This is a genomic window from Bacillus sp. TH50 (assembly GCF_016650565.1).
GTDB classification, from domain to species: domain Bacteria; phylum Bacillota; class Bacilli; order Bacillales; family Bacillaceae_G; genus Bacillus_A; species Bacillus_A mycoides.
In genome coordinates this window covers 63,637-84,318 of record NZ_JAEKFM010000008.1, presented here as the reverse complement: position 1 = coordinate 84,318, position 20,682 = coordinate 63,637, and the positions used below count along the sequence as shown (strand labels likewise).

The 20,682-nt window shown below is 33.1% G+C and carries 12 protein-coding genes and 5 pseudogenes; 11 read left to right on the top strand and 6 right to left on the bottom strand.

What is annotated here, in order from left to right; genetic code table 11:
- Positions 1 to 143 precede the first annotated feature (143 nt).
- Both JFU23_RS28420 and JFU23_RS28415 read left to right on the top strand, forming a co-directional pair.
- Positions 144 to 905: an ABC transporter ATP-binding protein gene (locus JFU23_RS28420; RefSeq protein ID WP_201031347.1), complete on the top strand. Its 762-nt coding sequence runs from the start codon at positions 144 to 146 to the stop codon at positions 903 to 905.
- A 16-nt stretch (positions 906 to 921) separates the two neighbouring features.
- Entirely contained in the window at positions 922 to 2,751 is a 1,830-nt protein-coding gene (locus JFU23_RS28415) for an FtsX-like permease family protein (protein WP_201033356.1), read from the top strand.
- Positions 2,752 to 3,127: 376 nt separating this feature from the next.
- On the opposite strand, the pseudogene JFU23_RS28410 reads toward JFU23_RS28415, so the two are convergent.
- Positions 3,128 to 4,567, bottom strand: a pseudogene (locus JFU23_RS28410) (IS4 family transposase).
- Between the two features lie 145 nt (positions 4,568 to 4,712).
- Positions 4,713 to 5,228 (bottom strand): GrpB family protein, encoded by a 516-nt coding sequence (locus tag JFU23_RS28405; RefSeq protein ID WP_201033355.1) that lies wholly within the window; start codon positions 5,226 to 5,228, stop codon positions 4,713 to 4,715.
- 751 nt (positions 5,229 to 5,979) lie between these two features.
- Here JFU23_RS28405 and JFU23_RS28400 point away from each other — a divergent pair.
- The 3 genes from JFU23_RS28400 (at position 5,980) to JFU23_RS28390 (ending at position 8,495) form a co-directional block, all read left to right on the top strand.
- The gene (locus JFU23_RS28400) at positions 5,980 to 6,720 is read left to right on the top strand and encodes a 2OG-Fe dioxygenase family protein (protein ID WP_201033354.1); all 741 of its coding nucleotides are present in this window, start codon (positions 5,980 to 5,982) and stop codon (positions 6,718 to 6,720) included.
- A complete protein-coding gene (locus JFU23_RS28395; RefSeq protein ID WP_201033353.1) occupies positions 6,717 to 7,463 on the top strand; it encodes an SDR family NAD(P)-dependent oxidoreductase in 747 nt (248 codons plus the stop codon). Before JFU23_RS28400 ends, JFU23_RS28395 begins: the two co-directional genes overlap by 4 nt.
- A gap of 144 nt (positions 7,464 to 7,607) precedes the next feature.
- On the top strand, positions 7,608 to 8,495 hold the full coding sequence (locus JFU23_RS28390) for a DMT family transporter (RefSeq protein ID WP_374191763.1): 888 nt from the start codon (positions 7,608 to 7,610) through the stop codon (positions 8,493 to 8,495).
- A 160-nt stretch (positions 8,496 to 8,655) separates the two neighbouring features.
- On the opposite strand, the pseudogene JFU23_RS30335 reads toward JFU23_RS28390, so the two are convergent.
- A pseudogene (locus JFU23_RS30335) lies at positions 8,656 to 9,228 on the bottom strand (serine hydrolase); the annotation flags it as partial.
- A gap of 324 nt (positions 9,229 to 9,552) precedes the next feature.
- Here JFU23_RS30335 and JFU23_RS31120 point away from each other — a divergent pair.
- Positions 9,553 to 10,314, top strand: a complete 762-nt coding sequence (locus JFU23_RS31120; protein ID WP_201033350.1) for a hypothetical protein — start codon at positions 9,553 to 9,555, stop codon at positions 10,312 to 10,314.
- Between the two features lie 363 nt (positions 10,315 to 10,677).
- On the opposite strand, the pseudogene JFU23_RS28370 reads toward JFU23_RS31120, so the two are convergent.
- Positions 10,678 to 10,875: pseudogene (locus JFU23_RS28370) on the bottom strand (condensation domain-containing protein); the annotation flags it as partial.
- An 80-nt stretch (positions 10,876 to 10,955) separates the two neighbouring features.
- Positions 10,956 to 11,528, bottom strand: coding sequence for a recombinase family protein (locus JFU23_RS28365; RefSeq protein WP_201033349.1), 573 nt, complete (start codon positions 11,526 to 11,528; stop codon positions 10,956 to 10,958).
- A gap of 312 nt (positions 11,529 to 11,840) precedes the next feature.
- Here JFU23_RS28365 and JFU23_RS28360 point away from each other — a divergent pair, with 312 nt between their 5' ends.
- The 5 genes and pseudogenes from JFU23_RS28360 (at position 11,841) to JFU23_RS28340 (ending at position 17,511) form a co-directional block, all read left to right on the top strand.
- Entirely contained in the window at positions 11,841 to 12,902 is a 1,062-nt protein-coding gene (locus tag JFU23_RS28360; RefSeq protein ID WP_002187778.1) for an alpha-xenorhabdolysin family binary toxin subunit A, read from the top strand.
- 173 nt (positions 12,903 to 13,075) lie between these two features.
- A complete protein-coding gene (locus JFU23_RS28355) occupies positions 13,076 to 15,373 on the top strand; it encodes a hypothetical protein (RefSeq protein ID WP_201033540.1) in 2,298 nt (765 codons plus the stop codon).
- Positions 15,374 to 15,443: 70 nt separating this feature from the next.
- Positions 15,444 to 16,307, top strand: coding sequence for a hypothetical protein (locus tag JFU23_RS28350; RefSeq protein WP_201033348.1), 864 nt, complete (start codon positions 15,444 to 15,446; stop codon positions 16,305 to 16,307).
- Positions 16,308 to 16,323: 16 nt separating this feature from the next.
- A pseudogene (locus JFU23_RS28345) lies at positions 16,324 to 16,566 on the top strand (hypothetical protein); the annotation flags it as partial.
- Positions 16,567 to 16,638: 72 nt separating this feature from the next.
- Positions 16,639 to 17,511, top strand: coding sequence for a hypothetical protein (locus tag JFU23_RS28340; RefSeq protein ID WP_098785382.1), 873 nt, complete (start codon positions 16,639 to 16,641; stop codon positions 17,509 to 17,511).
- A 170-nt stretch (positions 17,512 to 17,681) separates the two neighbouring features.
- On the opposite strand, the pseudogene JFU23_RS28335 reads toward JFU23_RS28340, so the two are convergent.
- A pseudogene (locus JFU23_RS28335) lies at positions 17,682 to 20,664 on the bottom strand (Tn3 family transposase).
- Positions 20,665 to 20,682: the final 18 nt, after the last annotated feature.

Sequence of the window (20,682 nt, the reverse complement as noted above, 5' to 3'; positions counted from 1 at the left end):
TAAAATTTTCTTTACAGCTTTCAATTGGATACATCGTGACAGCCTTATGGAAAAGGTAAATGCAACATGACTATTTTGTTAGTAGCAAATATGAATAGCAGCTTATTTTAAAGAAATGAAAAAGCAAACATAGGAGGATATATATGATAAAACCAGTTGTAGATGTAAAAAACATTCAAAAATTGTACGGTAAAAAAGGTGAGAATCAATCGTACGCGTTAAAAGGTGTATCATTCTCAATTCAAGAGGGGGAGTTTGTCGGTATTATGGGGCCATCTGGTTCTGGTAAAACAACATTATTAAATGTGATTTCAACGTTAGATAAAGCGACAGGCGGCGTTGTTGAAATTGCAGGAACGGATATTACGAAAATGAAGCAAGGTGAGCTTTCTGATTTCCGTTCGCAAAAATTAGGATTCATCTTCCAGGATTTTAACTTGTTAGAAAACCTGTCTATTTATGAAAACATCGCACTTCCACTATCTCTTCAAGGTGTTCCATCACGTAATATTGGACCCAAAGTCGAGAAAGTAGCGGGTATGTTAGGAATTACAGAAATACTTCAAAAGTATCCATCTGAAGTATCTGGTGGACAAAAGCAACGTTCGGCAGCAGCACGTGCGTTAGTGCATGAGCCAGCAATTATTTTAGGGGACGAGCCAACAGGAGCGCTTGATTCTAAAAATGCAGCAAGTTTACTGGATGCGATGACAAACTTAAATAAAGAACAAGGTGTATCCATTATGATGGTTACGCATGATCCATATAGTGCCAGTTACTGTCAGCGTATTTTATTCATTCAAGATGGTGAGTTATATAAAGAAATTCATCGTGGTGGTACCCGTGAAGAATTCTATAAAGAAATTTTAGACGTGCTTGCAAACTTAGGCACACAAAAAGCGTAAGGAAGGAAGTTCAATCATGTTATTTAAGCTTTCCATGTCAGGCCTAAAAAGTAAGTTGCGAGATTATATTGTTTTACTTGTTGGTCTTATTGTCTCTATTTCGACTTTTTATATGTTTCAAACGCTAGCATCCAATAAAACGTTCCTTGAATCTAACTCTTCTATTAGGGATATTGTGTCTGTATTTAAAATTGGTTCCTTTTTGTTAGCGGTTATCACATTTTTCTATATTTTATATGCAAACTCTTTCTTATCAGCTCTTCGCCAAAAAGAATTTGGTATGTATATGATGTTAGGAGCAAAAAAGCATAAAGTTACCTTACTTATGTTTATCGAAACAATCATATTAGGTGCCACATCTCTTTTGATTGGAATTACAATTGGTGTAGGACTTGCAGAAGGTATCGGTCAGTTATTAATGAAACAACTCGAGTTTACTGGTGAAGGTTATAAAGCATTTTATCTGCCATCTATCACTATTACTTGCGTCTTCTTCTTTGCACTATTTATAGTATCAGCAATTATGAATAGTATTAAATTATCGCGTATTTCTGTACTGCAACTTGTACATGCAGATGCACAAACAGAACGTGTCGCCGTAAAAGGAAAAATGACAGTTGTAGTTGCATTCCTTGGTATTCTTTTATTAGGTATTGGTTATGCATCACTGATTTATATTTCTCATGCAAATTCGCTAATTGTTTTGGGATTAATGGCCGTTGGATTAATCACAGCAACCGTTGGTACTTACCTTATATTTGGATCACTTCTCCCAGTTATGATTAACAAGCTAAAGAGTAATAAAAAACATAGTGAAAAAGGCCTAAATGCTTTTACTTTTGCACAATTAAATTTCCGCATTAATGGTCTAACAAATGTGCTTGCAACAGTAGCAATCTTAGTGGCTCTTGGTGCTGGTGGAATTGCTTGTGGTATGGCATTTAAAAACAACATCCTAAAAATGACAGATCAAATGCGAATTTACGATTCAGTCATTCATAATCCAACAGCGGAAGAAAAGAAAATTTTGGGTGGTATCTTATTCCAAGAAAAACATGAATATCATTACAAAGTTGATGATAGGTATGTTTATTATCTTAAAGAAGATGTAGAAAAAAATCGCCCTTTCTTGCAAGGTATGAAAATAGAGAAAGTTTCAGAGGAAATACCCATTGGTGCATTTTCAATAAAACGGGTTCAAGGAGAGACGAACACAAAACAATGGATCCAGGCTTTCAGAACGATCCAGCCAGATTATATGTATCCTGATTATGAAATGAAAATTGTAGATCAAAACATATACGATGGGTTGAAGGGTAAAGAAAGTACTGTGTTTATGGGGAAAACAGATGATTTTGGATCATACATAAAAGAATGGAAAAAACTTGATGAATTACAGATAGCAAAATATAAAAATGTGAAAGCGGAAGAATTGGATAGTAAGTATCAAGCGTATATTGTGAGTCATAATTTTGCCAGCGGACTAATGTTTATGGGTTTTTTCGTTGGAGTTGCATTTTTAGCAATGATGGCAAGCTGCTTAATGTTTAAAATTCTATCCGGTGCATCCAAAGATAGTACACGTTATCAAATGCTTCGTAAAATCGGTGTTCGCAGGGAGTTATTAATACAATCGATTTATAAAGAGTTATTCTTCGTATTTTTAGTCCCAGCAATTGTGGGTATTGTTCACGTATTAGTTGGTATAAACATGTTCAGCGTTCTTTTGGCTGATCCGTACTTTCGTATTTGGCTACCAATTATTATTTTCGTAGTGATTTATTCGATTTACTACTTGATTACAGTTCAATTGTATAAAGGGATTGTACTTCCGAAAGAAAATTAATGTAATGATATTATTTATACGGAATATCAACATAATCTGCCCCCATTTATTGAACATTCTAAATGGGTTTGGAAATAATAAATGGACTAGCACTATGATCCATAAACAATTGGTTCTAGTGTATAAACTCTAAAATTATATCATTTACCTTAAGAACAGACTATTTCAATAGTCTGTTCTTTTGGGTTCGTAAAGAAATGTGTAAGTAGGTTTATGCATGGATCTTCACTAGGAGGGGGCATTATACATGCCCATCAAGCTAAGGTTAGGTATTTCATGAACTTCCGTTCTTGTTGCCTACATCCTTGATATTTTGTTTATTTGTTTCTAAAAATACGCATTCCAAATAAACCTTGATAAGGTGTATTTTTAAAGGTTATGCAGTTTTCTGCTTTAGATTGGATATAGTGCACTGATAAACAACACCTAAAATATCAAAGACTGTCTTTTTCTCATATCGATGGGATTTCCGTCCGTTTTTCTGTAAGAGGTCAAACAGACGAAGAAAAATTTTTGATACTTCTTGGGTGTCTTGTTGTATAGCTTCATATACTAAGTACAGATGATCTTGAATCATATAAATTGCTTTATATTCACTTAATTCTTTTTGTTTTTTCTGTAGTAACAGCTGTCGCATTTTGAACATAGTGGAAGAACAAAGAAAAATAGCGATTAACTGTCCATAAAGATGACATTCTAGACGCTCTCGCTTAATATTGTGACAATGATTGATACCAAAAAGAGATTTCCATGTTTTAAATACAATCTCTATTTGCCAACGTAGAGAGTAAATCTCGTGAGCATGTTCCATCGGAACAATTTCCCATGGGATGTTGGTAATATAAACATTGATTTCTGTTAAACGTTTACTTTTTTCAGAGTAAGTAACCCCTTTTTTCTTTTCAACATAAGTTTGCTGTTTCCTACGTTTATGAGCTTGAGTTGATGTGAGTCTGTATATTACAACTCGTGAGGGTAATTTTTGTTGTCCAACATAGGCATTTCGAATTTCATAAGTATCTCCTGGTTTTATCTGATGCATGATATGTTCAAGGTCAAGGTCAAGTAAAGCATATAAAGATTGCTTTTTTACTGTCCCATCCCGAAAGAATTCTGGAGATTCATTTTTCACATATACTCTATTATTTAATTTCAACCGTGAAACATAGAACACCCCTCGTTGATCCATCTGGTCTAAATCTTTTAGAGAAAAGTATCCTAAATCTCGAATACATAAATCTCTTGGTCGTAAGGTATCCAAACATTCTGTACCAAAGGTTTTATCATTATTTTTACCTGGTTCCATTTGAAAATTGAGGGATTTTCCACTATGTAAATCATACTCTAGCTGAATCTTAATACCAGCTGTTTGTGCACATCCTCCTGAACCAGGATAAATAGGAGCCAAATGATTGGGTACTTGAAAAATAGTAGCATCTAAAATACGTATACGCTGAAAATAAGAAATGTATTGGTTTGAGATTTGAGAAGAATCGTTCAGTTGGCTTTTAATTAAAAGGGAAAATACACGCTGTAGAAATAAAACAGCGCATCGGTTAAAACGTTGATTAAGTCCTTTTGGACTTATAAGTGTAGCTGTATTTGCATAAAGCTGACTACATAATCGAGTAAGAGAATCGCTTGCTACCTATTGACTAATCCAGATACATAAAGCAGCCAAATCTCGTGCGCCATACTTACTTTTACGTTTTACAAAACCTGTCTCTTGTGCAAGTTGTTGAAGAATATGAGGAGATAAATATCGCTGTAGTTCTTCAGCGAACAAATGAAACTCATCCTGAATCGATAGATTCATACAAAAACGCCATCCTTTCTGTATATTTCTACAAAAAGAATAACGTCTTTTTTACTTAATGGATAGTGTAAAACTTTATCTTTATGGTGATGCGACGGTACCTCATATAGTCGTTTGATAACTTTATATATTTACATGATATTCGTTAGCGGAGGTTAATTTCATTTTTAGCTTTGTGAATAATATCTGTTATAAATGGCGCTTTTTCATTTGTGTATGCGACTCTATCATGATGATGTTTTTCAGCTAATTTTTGTTTTAATTGATAATACTGTTGGAGTGTATCAGGATGGTTTTTTAGATAATCTCTAAATAAGATATTACTGTTCCATTCTTCACTCCCTAGTTCATAAACGTGCAAATGATGTGTTCCCGCTCTCCATAATCCCTTTCTAAAAACCCTTCTGTTTGGAAACTCTTTATGAAATACATATTCATATGCAATCTTTTTTAAAGGTTCAATAAACTCATCTACTTCTATTAAATTATGAACTCCAATCATAATATCTAATATTGGTTTAGCTCCTAATCCTTCAACAGATGTACTTCTAATATGTTCAATTGTAATAGCTTTATCTCCCATTGTACCTAGCCTTTGTTCTTCTTTAAATTGTAGTGCCCAATCCGGTGTATACTCCTCAATAACAACTGGTCTTTCCATATTCCTAATCCCCCTTATGTATTTTGCACTTGAACATAATATCAAATTTAGATTACATGGAAATATATTTAAGGGTGATAACACTACATACAACTGAATATTAAATTAGCAAAAGATTGTTGAAAAAAGAAGATAAAAAGAGAAGGCATTCGAAATAAGGGTTCAATGTTTTGCTAATAGATTAGCGCTGGACTAGGATGACGGTGGTCATGCATAGCGTTCCATTTAGCAGTGGTGGTTCTTTATATTTTATAATCAAGAAATAACGATATGAATATTTGCATTTGATTTAACACTTAGTTTTTTCAATAATAAAAATATGGAGATAAAACATTCTACTAATAAAAGGTAATATTTTACCTTTTTAAAAAATCAATTCTCGTCTTTATATACATGTATTTATACAGATGGATTAATCGACGTTATTTGAAAAGAATTTATTTGAATGATACATCTGACATTTTGGAGAGGACAAGCAAAAATGGGGAATAAAGAGAAAAAGCCTAGCGAGTCAGAATAAAAAACTAATTAAAATAAAATTTCATACAATTCGAAAGAGTTTGCAGAAATTATCTAATATGGTTTATACTGTAATAGGAGTTATTAATAACCAAATAGTTAATGGATAGTTAATGTTGTGTATTAATTTAACAAGTTATATTTAAGGTTATTAAACATATTACTCCTCAACCCATGCTTCATGCTGAATATACAGTGGGGAAAATATAATTTGAAAGTTTGAGGTGCTCTTATGCTAACAACAGTTTCTAATAAGACAAGCAGTTTTGACGTAGAACAAAAGGTACATGAATTCGAATCAAATGGATACATTCAAATCTCTAATGATATTTTTTTACAAGATCAAGAAGATCAAGCATTACTAACGAAAGCACAGTTAGACTACTACAGCTTACAAAACGACGCATATGGCGAATGTCGCGCTAGAGCCTATTCAAGATATATAAAATACGCTGGTTCTTCAAATTATGTTCTAGATACAGACAATGGGTATTTCCAATCTGAAGAATATAATTATGACGATGGTGGGAAAATTAGAAATTTCAACAGTATAACAGATGAATTTTTACATAATTCATTAATTGAGAAAATTGTTCGCTTTGATAGTGAATTTGCATCTAATACAAATATACTTGATACAAGTAAGGATTTGGTTATAGGTCTACATCAAGTAAGATATAAGGCAACTAGAGAAAATCCTTCTTTTAGCTCTCCAATTTGGCTACATAAGGATGATGAGCCGATTGTCTTTTTACACCTCATGAATTTAAGTAATACAGCTCTTGGCGGAGACAATCTGATTGCAAACAGCCCTAGGGAAATTAACAAGCTTATTAGCTTGAAGGATCCCCTAGAAACTTTAGTATTTGGACAAAAGGTATTCCACGCTGTAACACCACTAGGAACAGAGTGTAATACAAAAGCCTTACGTGACATTTTATTAGTAACGTTTTCTTATAAGGAGCCAAAATGATAAAAAATAAGACTATTATGATCTCAGGCGCCAACAGTGGTATAGGAAATGCTTGTATTGAATATTTTTTAGAAAAATCATTCAATGTAATAGCTCTTGATATTAATACAAATAAATTAGTAGACTATACAAAAACACATAAGTCTTTTAAGTTAGTACAAATAGATTTAAGTAACAGCAATGAGATTAATAATCTTTTTATACAATTGGATACAGATACCCTTTGTCCCGACATACTTATAAACGCGGCTGGTATCAGGGAAATAACACCTGTATTAGAACTCTCTGATGATCTATTTAAAAAAGTAATAGATGTTAATTTAGTAGCACCATTTATTCTTTCAAGGGAAGCTGCTAAGCGTTGGTACAAGTCTAAAACAAAAGGTTGCATAGTAAATATAGCATCTGTTTCAGGATTAATGGCTGAACCTGAAAGAGCAGCTTATGTTGCATCAAAACATGCTCTAATTGGACTTACTAAACAGATGGCTATGGAATTTGGTAAGCAGAACATACGAGTGAACAGTATTTCTCCCGGTGTCATTAGGACAGAGCTTACAGAAGAATATTTTAGTGATGAGCGTTTGGTATCCCTTATAAAAAGCAATCAATCCTTAGATACGTGGGGACTACCGCAGGATATTGTTTCGTGTATTGAATATTTAATTTCTGATCAGGCTCGCTTTGTTACAGGTTCCAACTTTGTCATAGATGGTGGTTGGACAGCTGGGAAGAATTTATAATTAAGTGTTTTTTGAAGATAAATTAAAAGCACCTGCCCTTTATAGAAGGACGGTGCTTTTCTTACTAAAAATTAGATATTTAACGGAGGGATTAAATTGATTCAACAAAATTCTATTGAGAAAAAATCATTACCGGCTTTGAAGATGATAATATCAATGGTTATTTTCGGTTCAGTCGGCTTTTTTTCCGTACAAACAAATTTACCTTCATTTGAATTGGTATTTGTACGATGCATTTTTGCTACAATATTTTTAAGTCTATGCTGGCTAATTACTGGACAGTACAAACATGATAAATGGGAACGAAAAGAAGTTATTCAAGTCTTGATATGTGGATTTTTCCTTGTATTTAATTGGGTATTTTTATTTAAAGCGTTTGAAAATATGTCAGTCACAGTTGCAATATCAGTCTATCACCTTGCTCCAATAATTGTACTTATCATTGGAAGTATTGTTTTTAAAGAAAAATTAACAGTATTATCTGTTATCTCTATCATTATCTGCTTTGTAGGAGCGTTATTAATCGCTGGCATAAACAAAAACTTCTCTTTCGACTCGTTAATGTCTTCTGGCATGGTTTGGGGACTTCTCGCAGCTCTGTTTTATGCATTTACAACTTTATTTGGGAAAGGTATTAAGAACATGAGTGCTTATGCAATGACCTTTTTGCAAACATTTTTAGGGATTTTTCTTCTAATACCCTTTATAGATTTTGATGCATTCCATGGACTGACTCAAAGTAATTGGACGTATATTATAGCAACCGGCCTTATCCATACAGGATTGGTATACTACTTATTCTTTGATAGCTTACGTGATTTATCAACAAAATTAATCTCGATATTAGTTTTTTTAGATCCAGCTGTAGCAATTTTATTGGACACGGTGCTTACAGGATTCCGACCAACTTTAATGCAAGTATCAGGGATTACTCTAATTTTTGTTGGTATGGCTCTAACTTTCAAAAAATCTAAAAATAAGACCCAAAAATTAAAAAAAAAAACTATAGAAGACGACGCTCGTGTATTGTAAAAGAATCAAATCATAAAAAAACACTTGCTACATAATTGGGGTAGCAGGACATGTCCATCAATCTAGTGAAAAGAAACACCCCAAAACAGTAAAAATTCACGAAATTCTTGTTTTAGGGGCATCATGAAAACTTAGCTTGATTGTCATGTATGGTGACCCCTAATAGTTCACGTTTATCAAGTGGAAGTGCAGTTCCTAATGTAAAAGATTGAAGCGTCTTAGCTATCGCTTTTGGTGTACTGGTATCATGTGTTTCTCCTGGATTCACTTCATTTAATTCAGGTTCAAATCGTTCTGAAGTAGTAACAGTATCACCAATTTCTCTTAATATTTTTTCAAACTCAGAGGGACCACCTAATTGTTTAAGAATCAAATTATGTGCCGTACTGTCACTATATCGAACAGAAGCATCAGCAAGTTCTTTTAACGTCATTCCTGTATCAACATGCTTTTCTGAAATTGGATTATAATTAGAAAGATCTTCACGAGTATACGTAATCCTTTAATCAAGAGCTTCTATTGAGTTTTGACGTAAAAGAGCTCCCGCAGCTAATGATTTGGATGTAGATGCAAATGTAAAACGATCATCTGATCGATAAGAAACAGTTAATGCATAAATACCGAGTTTAGCATCAAATTCTTTTTCAAGGTTAGCAAATGAATGATTACCTGTATTTTCTTGTTTGGTTTGTTTAGTTTGTTTAGTTGGTTCAGATTGAGTATTAGTTTTATTAGTGGGGTTGAAGAGAGAATGAAGAAATAGTTCTTGATTTATCAATTAGAACTACCTGAAAGATAAAAATGAGCACTTTGAAATAACCCGCATAACCAATATGATGAAGTATTAATTAGTTGATATATATAATAAAGGGAGCATCCAAAAGGGTGCTTTTTTTCTTTTGGAATAGAAATCCCCTTGTTAACTATATTTTAAATATAATCAATAATTACGGTACGTGAAGTTTTATAAAATGTGCATGAGATTACATTTTATAAAAGTAGGAAAGAATGGAGTGTTAGTCAAATGTATTTACCAATATAAAAATGGAGGGGTGTTATGAACGCATTTTTTAGAGAGTGTAAGCGGTCTTTAAACGCGTTTAGTGCTGCAAATACATACTTAGATTGCTTAGTGCAAACTAAAACGTATTTGCAGCTCCTAATACTAATCATATTTTGTATTGCTACAGTTTACATACCTTTCCCTTCATTTACGCTTAATTATATAAATAAAATAGATATACTGCTGCAATACATAATTAAAGCACTATATTTTTCGTTTCCTATCACGTTTGTATTTCTACTTATAATGTGGGATCAAAGATATTTATTTTCTAAAAAAATCACTTTCCATCAGCTGAAAATATCTTTCTTCACTGCTTTCATTATTTACATTATAATGTTGTTGTTTTTGTCTGTACTAATATCTTTTACAGCATTCAATGGAACATCTAACCCCATTGAAAATGAAGGGACGACCAATATGTTCCTTAAAACGCCTGGTATTGCAATTCAATTAATTGGTGAGAACATTATGTTTGTATCTATATTATTCTTTTGGCACAAAATCATACGTTCTTTCATAATAAGTCCTATTACTTCAATTACAACCTCTTTAATTTTGTCTGGAAGCTCATTTGGACTACTCCATCTTTCTATATATAATTATAATTGGGTGCAATGTTTAACCATCATCGGTATACCAGCTATCGCTCAAATGATTTTCTTTCTAATATTTAAAAATATTCATATGGGATATATGCTTCACTTCAATTACAATTTAATCATCATACTTTTTAACTACATAGTTTCTAATTAAACTATTTTATAACTAAAAATAAAAGAAAAGGTACCCCTGCTGCAAGGTACCTTTTCCAAGGGGTATAACTCATTGCCTGAGCGATCGTTGATCAAATAACGCTTAGACTCTTACATGAGTTATAATTTTATTATACATTGATCATACCAAAAATATTATCAATGGTGAAATTAGCTTCAATTATTTTTAAACGACTTTATTTAGTAATACAAATTTAAAGAAGAAGGATGTGAAAATTGAAACCGGATAGGGTTTATTTGGAATGCAAATCTATAATGAAATTATACTGGAACTTTTGAAAAAAATTTCATTATAGATTATACTTATATAAATTTAGCGTATTGAGCGTGGGGGATACTCCTATTACAATTGCGATAGTTGATTGACCACACTTTCCAAAAATTGCTCTACCTTTTCTTTTGTTGTATCTGGCGAATGATAGCCAATCGTAAATGTAAGTCTTTCATTATAAGAGCTTGCTCCCATTGTAAAGAATGGTGCATACATAATAGGTGATGTCATATACCCGTCCTGAGCCTGAACTTCACCAAACTTAATAGGCCTAGTGACAGGGTTCCTGCTCTAGTCCGCAATAATATTTCCATAATAAGTAAATGTCGTTAGGAATATAATATATTCGTTTATTTTAAATCGTGTATCTTCCTATATAAAGAGGATCTAGATACACTCGTAATTTCACAAATCTGTTTTACTGTCATATTTCCCTCTTGATAAAGCTTCATTGCATAATTCATTCCTGCATGTTTTTCATGATACTTTTTTACTCTCCCTTGATATTTTCCCTCTTGTTTAGCTAGGTTAATTCCTTCACGTTGACGCATTCGGATTAAGTCCCGCTCTAATTGATTTACTCCTCCCATTACTGTCATTAAGAAATGACTATATGGATTTTCTTCAGATAAGTCTAACCAAGTATCTTTTAATGATTTTAAGTTTGCTTGTTTACTTTTTATATAATCAACCAATTCAAATAAATCTCTTGTACTTCGAGTAATTCGAGTTAAATCTGTCACATAAATGGTGTCTCCTTCTTTAAGGTCACCTAACATATTTTGAAGTTCAGGTCTATCTTGGGTAGCGCCGGATACTTTTTCTTGATATATGATATCTACTCCGATTTCTTCCATTTGTTGTAATTGCCTCTTCGGGTTTTGATCTACAGAACTTACTCGTACATAACCTATATTTCTCATATTTCACGCTCCTATTTTGAAACAAGTCATATGGGACACTCTGAGATACCATTATACCAGACTTATAGAAATATCCCAATAGAGTAGACTCTATTGGGATGAAAGCGTATTACACGGAATTGCACCCGACAATTGATTGAATAATATGAATTTTCGTGAAAAAATACATACCTCTCATATCATAGATATATTTCTCTTCGAATTCATATATAATTTTCATTATCAAATATTTACACTGGAGGTAATTATATGAATTTGTAAATAGAAAGTTTATATATATATTATTTCATAAATTAGAGAGGGTGTATTGTAATGGTAAAACGAGATATTTCTCCAAGAGATCTTGGAGGTAAAGAAGATTCCCCATTCTTACTTTCTAAAGAGGAATGGATTACGATTCAAAAATATACAGGTGATGGAGCATATGTACCCGTGAATGAAGCCGAAATGCGTAAAGCTTTAGCACTTTCAGCCTCAGACGAGATGCCAGATTTTAATGAATTATATTCTGTTTATACAAATGTTAAAAATCACTGTCAAAACTGGACAGATAACACATATAGAGAAGTTCTTGGAGTTGCTAATGAAATTGTAAATTATGCAAGAAGAGCAAAAGTTTACTACAAACCATTAATCGATTATTTACCAGCTATTATAGATGGCGATACTGAGGCTTTAGAAATGTTTAAGAGAATTTGTGAGAGGCTAGCAAGGGAAGCAGCCGAATTTCGTGATCATGCCGGTGCATTGGCAACGATGATTGGAGCATTTGCAACTGATACGGCAAATGATTATCAGAGTTTAACAGTGGTTAAGGATAAATATGATAAAAAGTATGGAGAACATAGTGAAGAAGTAAAACAGCTTAGAGCTTCGGTAGAGCGATTAAGAGAAGATTTAGAGGAATATATGGATGAGTATGAGGATTATCAATCTCAATCATGGTTATCGCTGTTACTTGGACCTGTTTTTGGATTTGTGTTAAAAGGGATTCTCGACAGCACAAAGGGTAAAGCATTAAAAGCTAGAATTGATGCTACAAAACAACAAATTGAAGAATCTGATAAAATAATTCAAAGAAATGTTTATCTGATGTCTTTACTTGATAAAACTGATACAGGAACGGATAAAATCCAAGAGCGAATGGCTGCTGCGTTACCTATCATACAGAAAATTCATGGCATTTGGAATTCTCTTCATAGTGATCTTGATGAACTATCTAAAATTGTTATGGAAGATATTCATGATGATCCAGAATTTGCTGATCTTGGGGTTGAATTGGCTATTATGCAGTGGGAAGCTGTTGGAAAACAAGCGGATGACTTCCGAGTTAATGCAGATGTTGGGTTTGTTGTTGAACAATACACAGCTTAAGTATGAAATAATAATGTCACCTATAATATAAACTGCTCTAATATAGGAATAAATGAAATAAATACAGTTCGGTCTATAAATCTAGAGACAAAAGAAGAATAAGAAGGATAAATTTTCATTTATTCCATACATTCTTTCTTTTGTCTCTCATTTTATAAATGGAGGAATTCATGATGGTTCGTAGTATTGATTATAAAGCTTTGTATGAGGAATTATTAACAAATCAACAAATTCCAGGAACATCTTACTTAAATACAACAAGAACAAAATACGAAATTCGAGATTTATTCGTAGACTTAGGTGAAGTATATAAGTCTATTGAGGACGGTGAATTAGCACCAAGAATGATTTCAATCTTTGCGGATGTTGTTCGAATTCCTGACAAATTTAGTTGTACTTTACAAGATATACAACTAGTTATTAGAGCAAGAAGAGTGGAAATACAATCAGAAGGGACCGCAGAGATTTTACTAGACTATAAGAATGGAGGCAAGTTAGCTCAGTTGACGATATATGGTATTGAACTTTCTGGAGTGTTACATGCAACTCCAATTTATAATCAAAGTTCTCCACCTCCTTATTCTATAGAGCTCAAAAATAAAGGCGTAAGATTGTCCGATAAGGATGGAATATTTACTGCAGAAGAAATTACACACGTAGTCCCAACACCACAACTTCCAAAGCTTTTTACTTCAGTTTTCCAAGTAGCATGTCTATTTTTTGAATCAAGACCTGATATTGCAGCCAATCAGTTAAATTGGTTAAAGATATTTACTACCCAATATGACGGACTAACTTCATTGTGTGTACAAAGCACTTCATTGTTGGCTATTTTAACTGCTAATCGTGGTGATAATACGTTTGTGCCCCTTTTAGATAAAGAACTCTACAGAGATGAAATTAATGCTTTTTTGGGAGCTGCGCAGCAATTTGAGGCACAATATCATCGTTACTTAGATAAAAATTTGTCAATTGATGACCGTAAAAATGCAGCCTTGCTCATGCTAAAGCATGAACAAGATACCCTATTGTTTAAAGAAACATTAATTAATCAAGCAAAAAACAATTTAAAAAATTCTCGAGATGCCATTGAGACATCTTTACGCCAATTTGAGAAACAACAGCATGTCTTAACATTAGCTAAAATTGAGTTCGAGTATGGACTTAAGAAATATGAATATGAACAACAGATGAGATTAGCTTTTAAAATGGTAAGTACTGTACTAAATTTCGCACAATCTATGGGTTCCATAATTGCTTCAGGAGGAGCTTCTGCCCCTGGAGAAATAATAGGGATAATTAATGCTTTAAAGGAAATTATAGAAGCTGGTGGTGAGCTATCAGCATTAGCTCAAGCATTAAAAGAAAATATGGAGAAACTAAATGACCTCGTTGAATTAATTAACAAGGTATATGCATTAGCAGAAGATATATCAGAGGCATCTGGAGATATGCAATTCCCAGATGATCTATTTGAAAAAATTAAAGATACGGAATGGGATATTCCTCAAGAAGATTTAACTGGTAAAGCAACTTGGGACATATTTAAGTTAAAGACAGCTGCAGCTTTAGACGATGCAATTAAGAAAGAAATTGAAGGTGCTAGTGCATATCTACTAGAGTTAGACATTTTAGCTGTTTATGGACAAACACTTGCTTCAATTCAAGTAGCTGTCATTCGTTGTGGTCAAGAACTATTCCGTCTGTTAATTGAAAAACATATCCATCAAGCTGACCTTGCAAGATTAGAAGAGTATATTAGAAATCTAGAGGGACAAGAATCTGAAAATGAAGAAATGGAACAAAAGTTGTATCAACGTTATATAGACATGAAGCAAATTCTATTTGTGGCATTAGCAAATTACAAACATGCTTATAAATATTGGGCTCTCCGAGACTCAGATGTAAACCCAAATATCTTAAAAGATGTATCCGAACTAAAAGTGGATGTGGCAACAATACAAACTGATTGTATGCAGGCTTTAAAACAATTTAATCCACCTCCTCAACGCTTTCAAAATAGAATAGTAGAAATTACAGATTCAAAAGTTCTAGAGTCATTGAAGGAACAAAGAGAAGCTTCGTGGGAAATCAATTTAAACGATACTCTTTTTGAAAATGAGTATCGTGTGCGCCTCAAATTAATGCGAATTTGGTTAGATGGAATTGACGCTACTTCTAAAGTACAAATACGGATTACGAATTTAGGCCATTATTATGATAATTATATGGAGAAAAAGTTTCAATTTAATTCGGAATCCTTTAATCGAGGATTTAGTTATCAAGGAACTACCATTATTACTGATGGAATCATTGCGGACGAATTTGCTTACGATTACTTTATTCCAAACCCTTACACAACTTGGACAATTAAAGTTCAGGATGGGCCAGACCTTTCTAACGTAACAAAAATCAGAATGGAATTAGCAGGTTCTCTTGTTGCTAATTATAAGAAAAATAGTCCAGTTTAAATGATTTAATAAAATCTGTTTAAAAGGCAATGAGTAAATACAACTAACAATTATCTAGAGAGGTGTTCATATGAACCATTTAGCCTTTTCTCCACGAGAATTAGGAGGGGAAAATTCTCCTTTTCTCCTTACGATAGAAGAATGGCGTTCATTCGCTAATTATTTAAACAAATGGATCTCAGCACCGACTAGTATCGATCAAGTGAAGGAAAGAATATACCTCATACTCGACGGAAAAGTCAAAAGTAATTGGGATAGACTCATCACAACTTCTACTTTTCGTAGATTAGTTGAAGAAGCAATTACAACGAAGTTAAACGTTATAGAAAAATGTAGGTTCTGGGACAATGGAGGGCATAAAGATATACTTATCATTGCTCAAAATATGGTTGTCTTTGCGGATTTAATTTCTATTAAATATCATAATGATCTTAATCAAGTAATATCGGAAGCACAAGCTGGGAAATTATCCCCAAATACAAAATCTAAATTCGTAAATATATGTAAAGATCTATCTAGTCACGCACAAACATATTATCAACAGTCTCAATCTATGGAAACATCCCTTTCCGAATTTTATTCAGAGATTCAAAAATACGAAGAAACAGTACAAACTTGGTCATATCTGATGTCACAGTTACCATTGCAAAATTCAAATGATTTCGTTGTCGCACAAAACACGGTTGTCTATTTAGTAGCTCCAGTCATGAGTTTGGTTCAGTATAAAGATTCCGTGTGCACTGTTATTCGAAAAGTCCATAGAATATGGAGCGCTATATCTTATGATTTAAAAGAACTAGCAGATAATATTGAGGATATCGAAAATTTGGAGGAGTTCATTGCTGCTTTAGAGCTTGAATTGGCCTTTGAAGATTGGAAAGCAATTCGGGATGAAGCGGAAAATTTTTATAAAAATGCAGAGAACTTTTCTTGAAGAAAAACATTTATAAATGGAGAAAAAGTTTCAATTTAATTCGGAATCCTTTAATCGAAGATTTAGTTATCAAGGAGCTACCATTATTACTGATGGAATCATTGCGGACGAATTTGCTTACGATTACTTTATTCCAAACCCTTACACAACTTGGACAATTAAAGTTCAGGATGGGCCAGACCTTTCTAACGTAACAAAAATCAGAATGGAATTAGCAGGTTCTCTTGTTACTAATTATAAGAAAAAATCCCTAATTTAATTAAACATGTACAGATAAATTTTTAAAATAAAATGATCCATTAATCAAAAAATGAATAGTGAGGGGTTTTATATGAATTATGCTGCAGCCTTTTCAACACATGAATTGGGAGGGAAAAGCTCTCCATTTCTCCTCTCAGTAGAAGAATGGAGAAATTTTTCTAATTATATGAAAAAATGCATCTCACTACCAACTACTCAAAGCATTCTACAGGAGAGAATATCTAATATAAATAACGGACAATTAACACAAAGTTGGTTTAACCTCATAGAAAGAGATACTGCATATTCTACATTGGTATTAACAGGTACAGAAATGACTACTAGGGTAAAAGAAGCCTCTGGATTTTGGGGCACTGGAGGACGTGCAGCAATAATTGCTCTCGCTCAAAATATTATAGCTTATGCAAATCTGATTTGTATTAAACACCGTGATGATCTTAATCAAGTTCTATTGGAAGCACATAATGGAAATATGTCTCCAAGTACTAAAACTAAGTTTATAAATGTATGTAAGGATTTATCTGAACACGCCCTAAGATATCATCTAGAGTCTCAAACGATGCTGACATATCTATCTGATTTTTATACAGTAATTGGAGATTGTAAAGATACACATCAAAGTTGCCTAAATCTGATTCCACGCATAGCAATAAGAGATCATCTTGAATATGCCGTTGTACATAATACGGGAACTTTTTTATTAGGTGCAATTAGCAGTGTAATTCCTTCTGAAACAAAGATTTTACCTGTAATTCGAAAAATCCATCTAATATGGAGTGCTATCTCTTATGATTTAAAAGAATTAGGGGAGAACATGAGTGAGGATTTAGTTAGTCTTCCTGATATTATTGCTGCACTAGAGCTTGAATTAGCATTTGAAAATTGGAGTGTAATTCGTGAGGAAGCTGAAGAATTTCACAAAAATGCAGAGAACTTTTCTTGAAGAAAAGCATTTATAAGTAGATATTGATAGTTACCATATATACGATTTTTTTAATAGAAGTCACATTATAAAAAAGCTCAGAAACCTCTGTTTTTGAGCTTTTTTGTTTTTTCTATTTATTTGGCTTAGGTGAACGATTATCATATCGAACCGTTGCATCTTAAAAAAATTCATGCTATTTTCAGTTTAATAGGGATTCTTTGATTCATATTTAATTTAAAGGTGCCGTATGGATTAATATGATTATAAAATAATGGTGTTAACCCTCGGAAATCTTCAGGAGTCATTTTGTTAAGTAAATATTTATTATTGTCATACAAGACTTCTTGAACCATTAATGTATTCATAAATACCAAACAATTTTGTAATAATTGAAGTGATAATGCAGATACTTCTTGGTCTTCTAAAGAATTAGACCGAATTTCGCTATTTTTCCCATAAAATATATAGCTATTAACGGAATTCCAATGTTCAACAGTGTTTAAACCTTCATGAATTTCTCGACGAATTTCTTCAAAATGTAAATAATCACACAAGAAAATCGTTTTCATTGCTTTTCCTAATTCACACAGTGCTTGATAAGTTGGATGTTGTGTATCTCTAGTAAATCTTTTTAAAATCGACTCTGCAGAAGCTGTTCCTAACCGTAAAGCAGTTGCAAACTTAATAATCTGTTCATATTGTTGACGAATGAGATCCCAATTAATTGGTCTACTTAAAACCTCTTGTAATTGAGGATAGGCCTCATTCATACCAGCTTCCGGCCGATATTTTTAAAACGTGGCATCAGTTTAAAACCAAGTAAATGACAAAAAGCAAAAGCAACAACACTTTGTCCGTGTGTATCCACATAATTACGATCAATTTCCATGTCTGTACAATGACGGAGAACCCCTTCCATCATGGAGGCTACTTCAGATGATAGACAAGATTTCACCTGAGAGTAAATACATGCAGATTTTCGATCGGTATGCCAATAAATCATAATGCCACGCCCCTTATAACGAGGATGCCATTCGGTAAGTAAATTTTGATCCCATGTACCAAATTTTTTTGAATCTGATGCACAAGCTGTTGTAGCTGACTCCCATACTTCTTGCATTCGATGAGAGATAATATGATTTGTTACAGTTGCATTTGCTTTGCGTAAATGATCTTTATGTATAAATTTATGCCGAATGTAGCGTAGTTCTCGATAACTATCCTTATGGCTACCAGTCGATACAGCTTTCAAACCTGTATTGGTACCTAAACCAAATAAACTAAGAAGAAGTCGTTTTTGAACAGTTTCTCTATCTAATATCTCCCGATTCGCTGTTGTTTTAAAGTGTTTCGTAAACCCTGTATGAAAATCTGTTTCTTTTACTAAATCCAGTAAATTCATATCAGACCAACGGTCTTTAATTTTATTTTTAATTTGCACTAAAGATTGAGGTTCTGGCTGTTTATCTAATGGGGTAACTCGAATCCATCCTTTCTTATTTTTGTAATAATCTTTATTTTCTGGTTAATTTTATCTTCTAATCCTTGGTTTAGCATATTTAGTTTTTCTTTCATGGTTTGTACGACCTGTGAAATAAAAGGTTCTACATCAAGTGGCATTTTGAGAGCTTGAAAATAGTTCGTTTTTTGTTCTTCAAAATCTTGAGGTAAGTCTTCATCAGGATTACGATAACGATTTGCACCTTCGATCCAAATCTCTTTACAACCAAGACGAATGCGAAGAGATTGTAAAACAGCAATTTCATATCTCATCTTATTTATTCTTTCTATGCCGTTATTATCTTTTTCGATAATAATATCTTTCCATTTTGGCTGGATTACACCATCTATAGGAACTTCATCTTTTACTAAAAAATATCGTTGACCACTTTTTTCATGATCACAAATGAATTGAATTGCCTCAATAATTGGTTGATGAGATGGATTGTTCGAACGGAAAGTAAGATTTGTTAAAATAGCAAAAAAGGCATTTCTATAATGTCCCCGATAAGAAGAATGCATCTTCATATAAATTTTCTTCTTATATTCTTGTTTCGTTCTTTTCATTTCTTTAATAATATCCTGAATGGTTTCAGAATTTACAATAGGATATAAAATATCTTGAATGACGCCATTTGGATTTTCTACAGTTGCTTCTAAAAGATTGATAATATATTTATTTTTTCCTTGAACTCGCTGTAGCTCTTCTATCACTTCTGTATGAGTTTTATTTTTCGCCCGATTCCCAAACTTATGAGTCATTTCATCAAGTAGATCTGTTAAATAATCGATCACCTCAGCAAGGCGCTGCCAAAATAAAATTGCAAGCAAGGTATAACGAATATGTTTGGGATGAGTACGTAATTCAGTAACCGTCTCAGTAGCTGCACGGAGACTATATTTTATTATTAATTTAGGGGGGATTTGTTTAAATAAACCCGAAGGAATTTGAAGATGTTGAATGGCCAAAAGTTTTTTAACTTCTAACTCCATTGTATTTACACTTCCTTTGCCTGGTGAAGATAACAATTGCCGAAATGTCAAGATAGCGTCTTGTTCCTCAGCATAGTATTCTGATTTCCCCACCTTATGAGATTCTTCATCAAAATGAGAGTGTAGTAAAGCATCTAATCTGGAACATGAGGTGGGAGATAGTTGCTTGTAAGTGGTTGTATATAAATCTTTTTCAAACATGTCAATGGCAGATTCAATCATTCGTTTTAAGCTTCCTACAGAAGGAGGTTCAACTTTCCACATACGAAATAAACTGTACGCTTGCGTTTGTAAGTATTCTGTATCATGTGTAGATTGAACTTGTTCTCTTAACCACTCAAAAAAACGTTCTTTATCTTTCGCAGTAAGTTCTCGAAACTCAAATAGATTACGTATTTCTTTTCGATGAGCTGTGTAGCTCCGCTCCTTGCCACCCCAACCGTATGTATCAAAAAAATCAGTAACAGCAGCATTAATTTGATTCGCTACATATTGTACAACAACTGTGGGTACATCATGTTTATCATTAGGAAATCGAGCTTCTTGTTGAAAGTATTTAAGTAGAATTGCAAAACCTAGCCGGTTAGCATTGGTTCGTTTATTCATGATTAAGTTAATTTCATTTGGGAATAAGGAAAATTGTTCTTCTAGTTCAATTTGGCTCCAGTTTCTTTTCAATGCTTGAACCCCTTTTCT

Coding starts and splice junctions, on each gene's coding strand:
- JFU23_RS28420 (WP_201031347.1), top strand. CDS start 144: ATGATAAAACCAGTTGTAGATGTAAAAAACATTCAAAAATTGTACGGT.
- JFU23_RS28415 (WP_201033356.1), top strand. CDS start 922: ATGTTATTTAAGCTTTCCATGTCAGGCCTAAAAAGTAAGTTGCGAGAT.
- JFU23_RS28405 (WP_201033355.1), bottom strand. CDS start 5,228: ATGGAAAGACCAGTTGTTATTGAGGAGTATACACCGGATTGGGCACTA.
- JFU23_RS28400 (WP_201033354.1), top strand. CDS start 5,980: ATGCTAACAACAGTTTCTAATAAGACAAGCAGTTTTGACGTAGAACAA.
- JFU23_RS28395 (WP_201033353.1), top strand. CDS start 6,717: ATGATAAAAAATAAGACTATTATGATCTCAGGCGCCAACAGTGGTATA.
- JFU23_RS28390 (WP_374191763.1), top strand. CDS start 7,608: ATGATAATATCAATGGTTATTTTCGGTTCAGTCGGCTTTTTTTCCGTA.
- JFU23_RS31120 (WP_201033350.1), top strand. CDS start 9,553: ATGAACGCATTTTTTAGAGAGTGTAAGCGGTCTTTAAACGCGTTTAGT.
- JFU23_RS28365 (WP_201033349.1), bottom strand. CDS start 11,528: ATGAGAAATATAGGTTATGTACGAGTAAGTTCTGTAGATCAAAACCCG.
- JFU23_RS28360 (WP_002187778.1), top strand. CDS start 11,841: ATGGTAAAACGAGATATTTCTCCAAGAGATCTTGGAGGTAAAGAAGAT.
- JFU23_RS28355 (WP_201033540.1), top strand. CDS start 13,076: ATGGTTCGTAGTATTGATTATAAAGCTTTGTATGAGGAATTATTAACA.
- JFU23_RS28350 (WP_201033348.1), top strand. CDS start 15,444: ATGAACCATTTAGCCTTTTCTCCACGAGAATTAGGAGGGGAAAATTCT.
- JFU23_RS28340 (WP_098785382.1), top strand. CDS start 16,639: ATGAATTATGCTGCAGCCTTTTCAACACATGAATTGGGAGGGAAAAGC.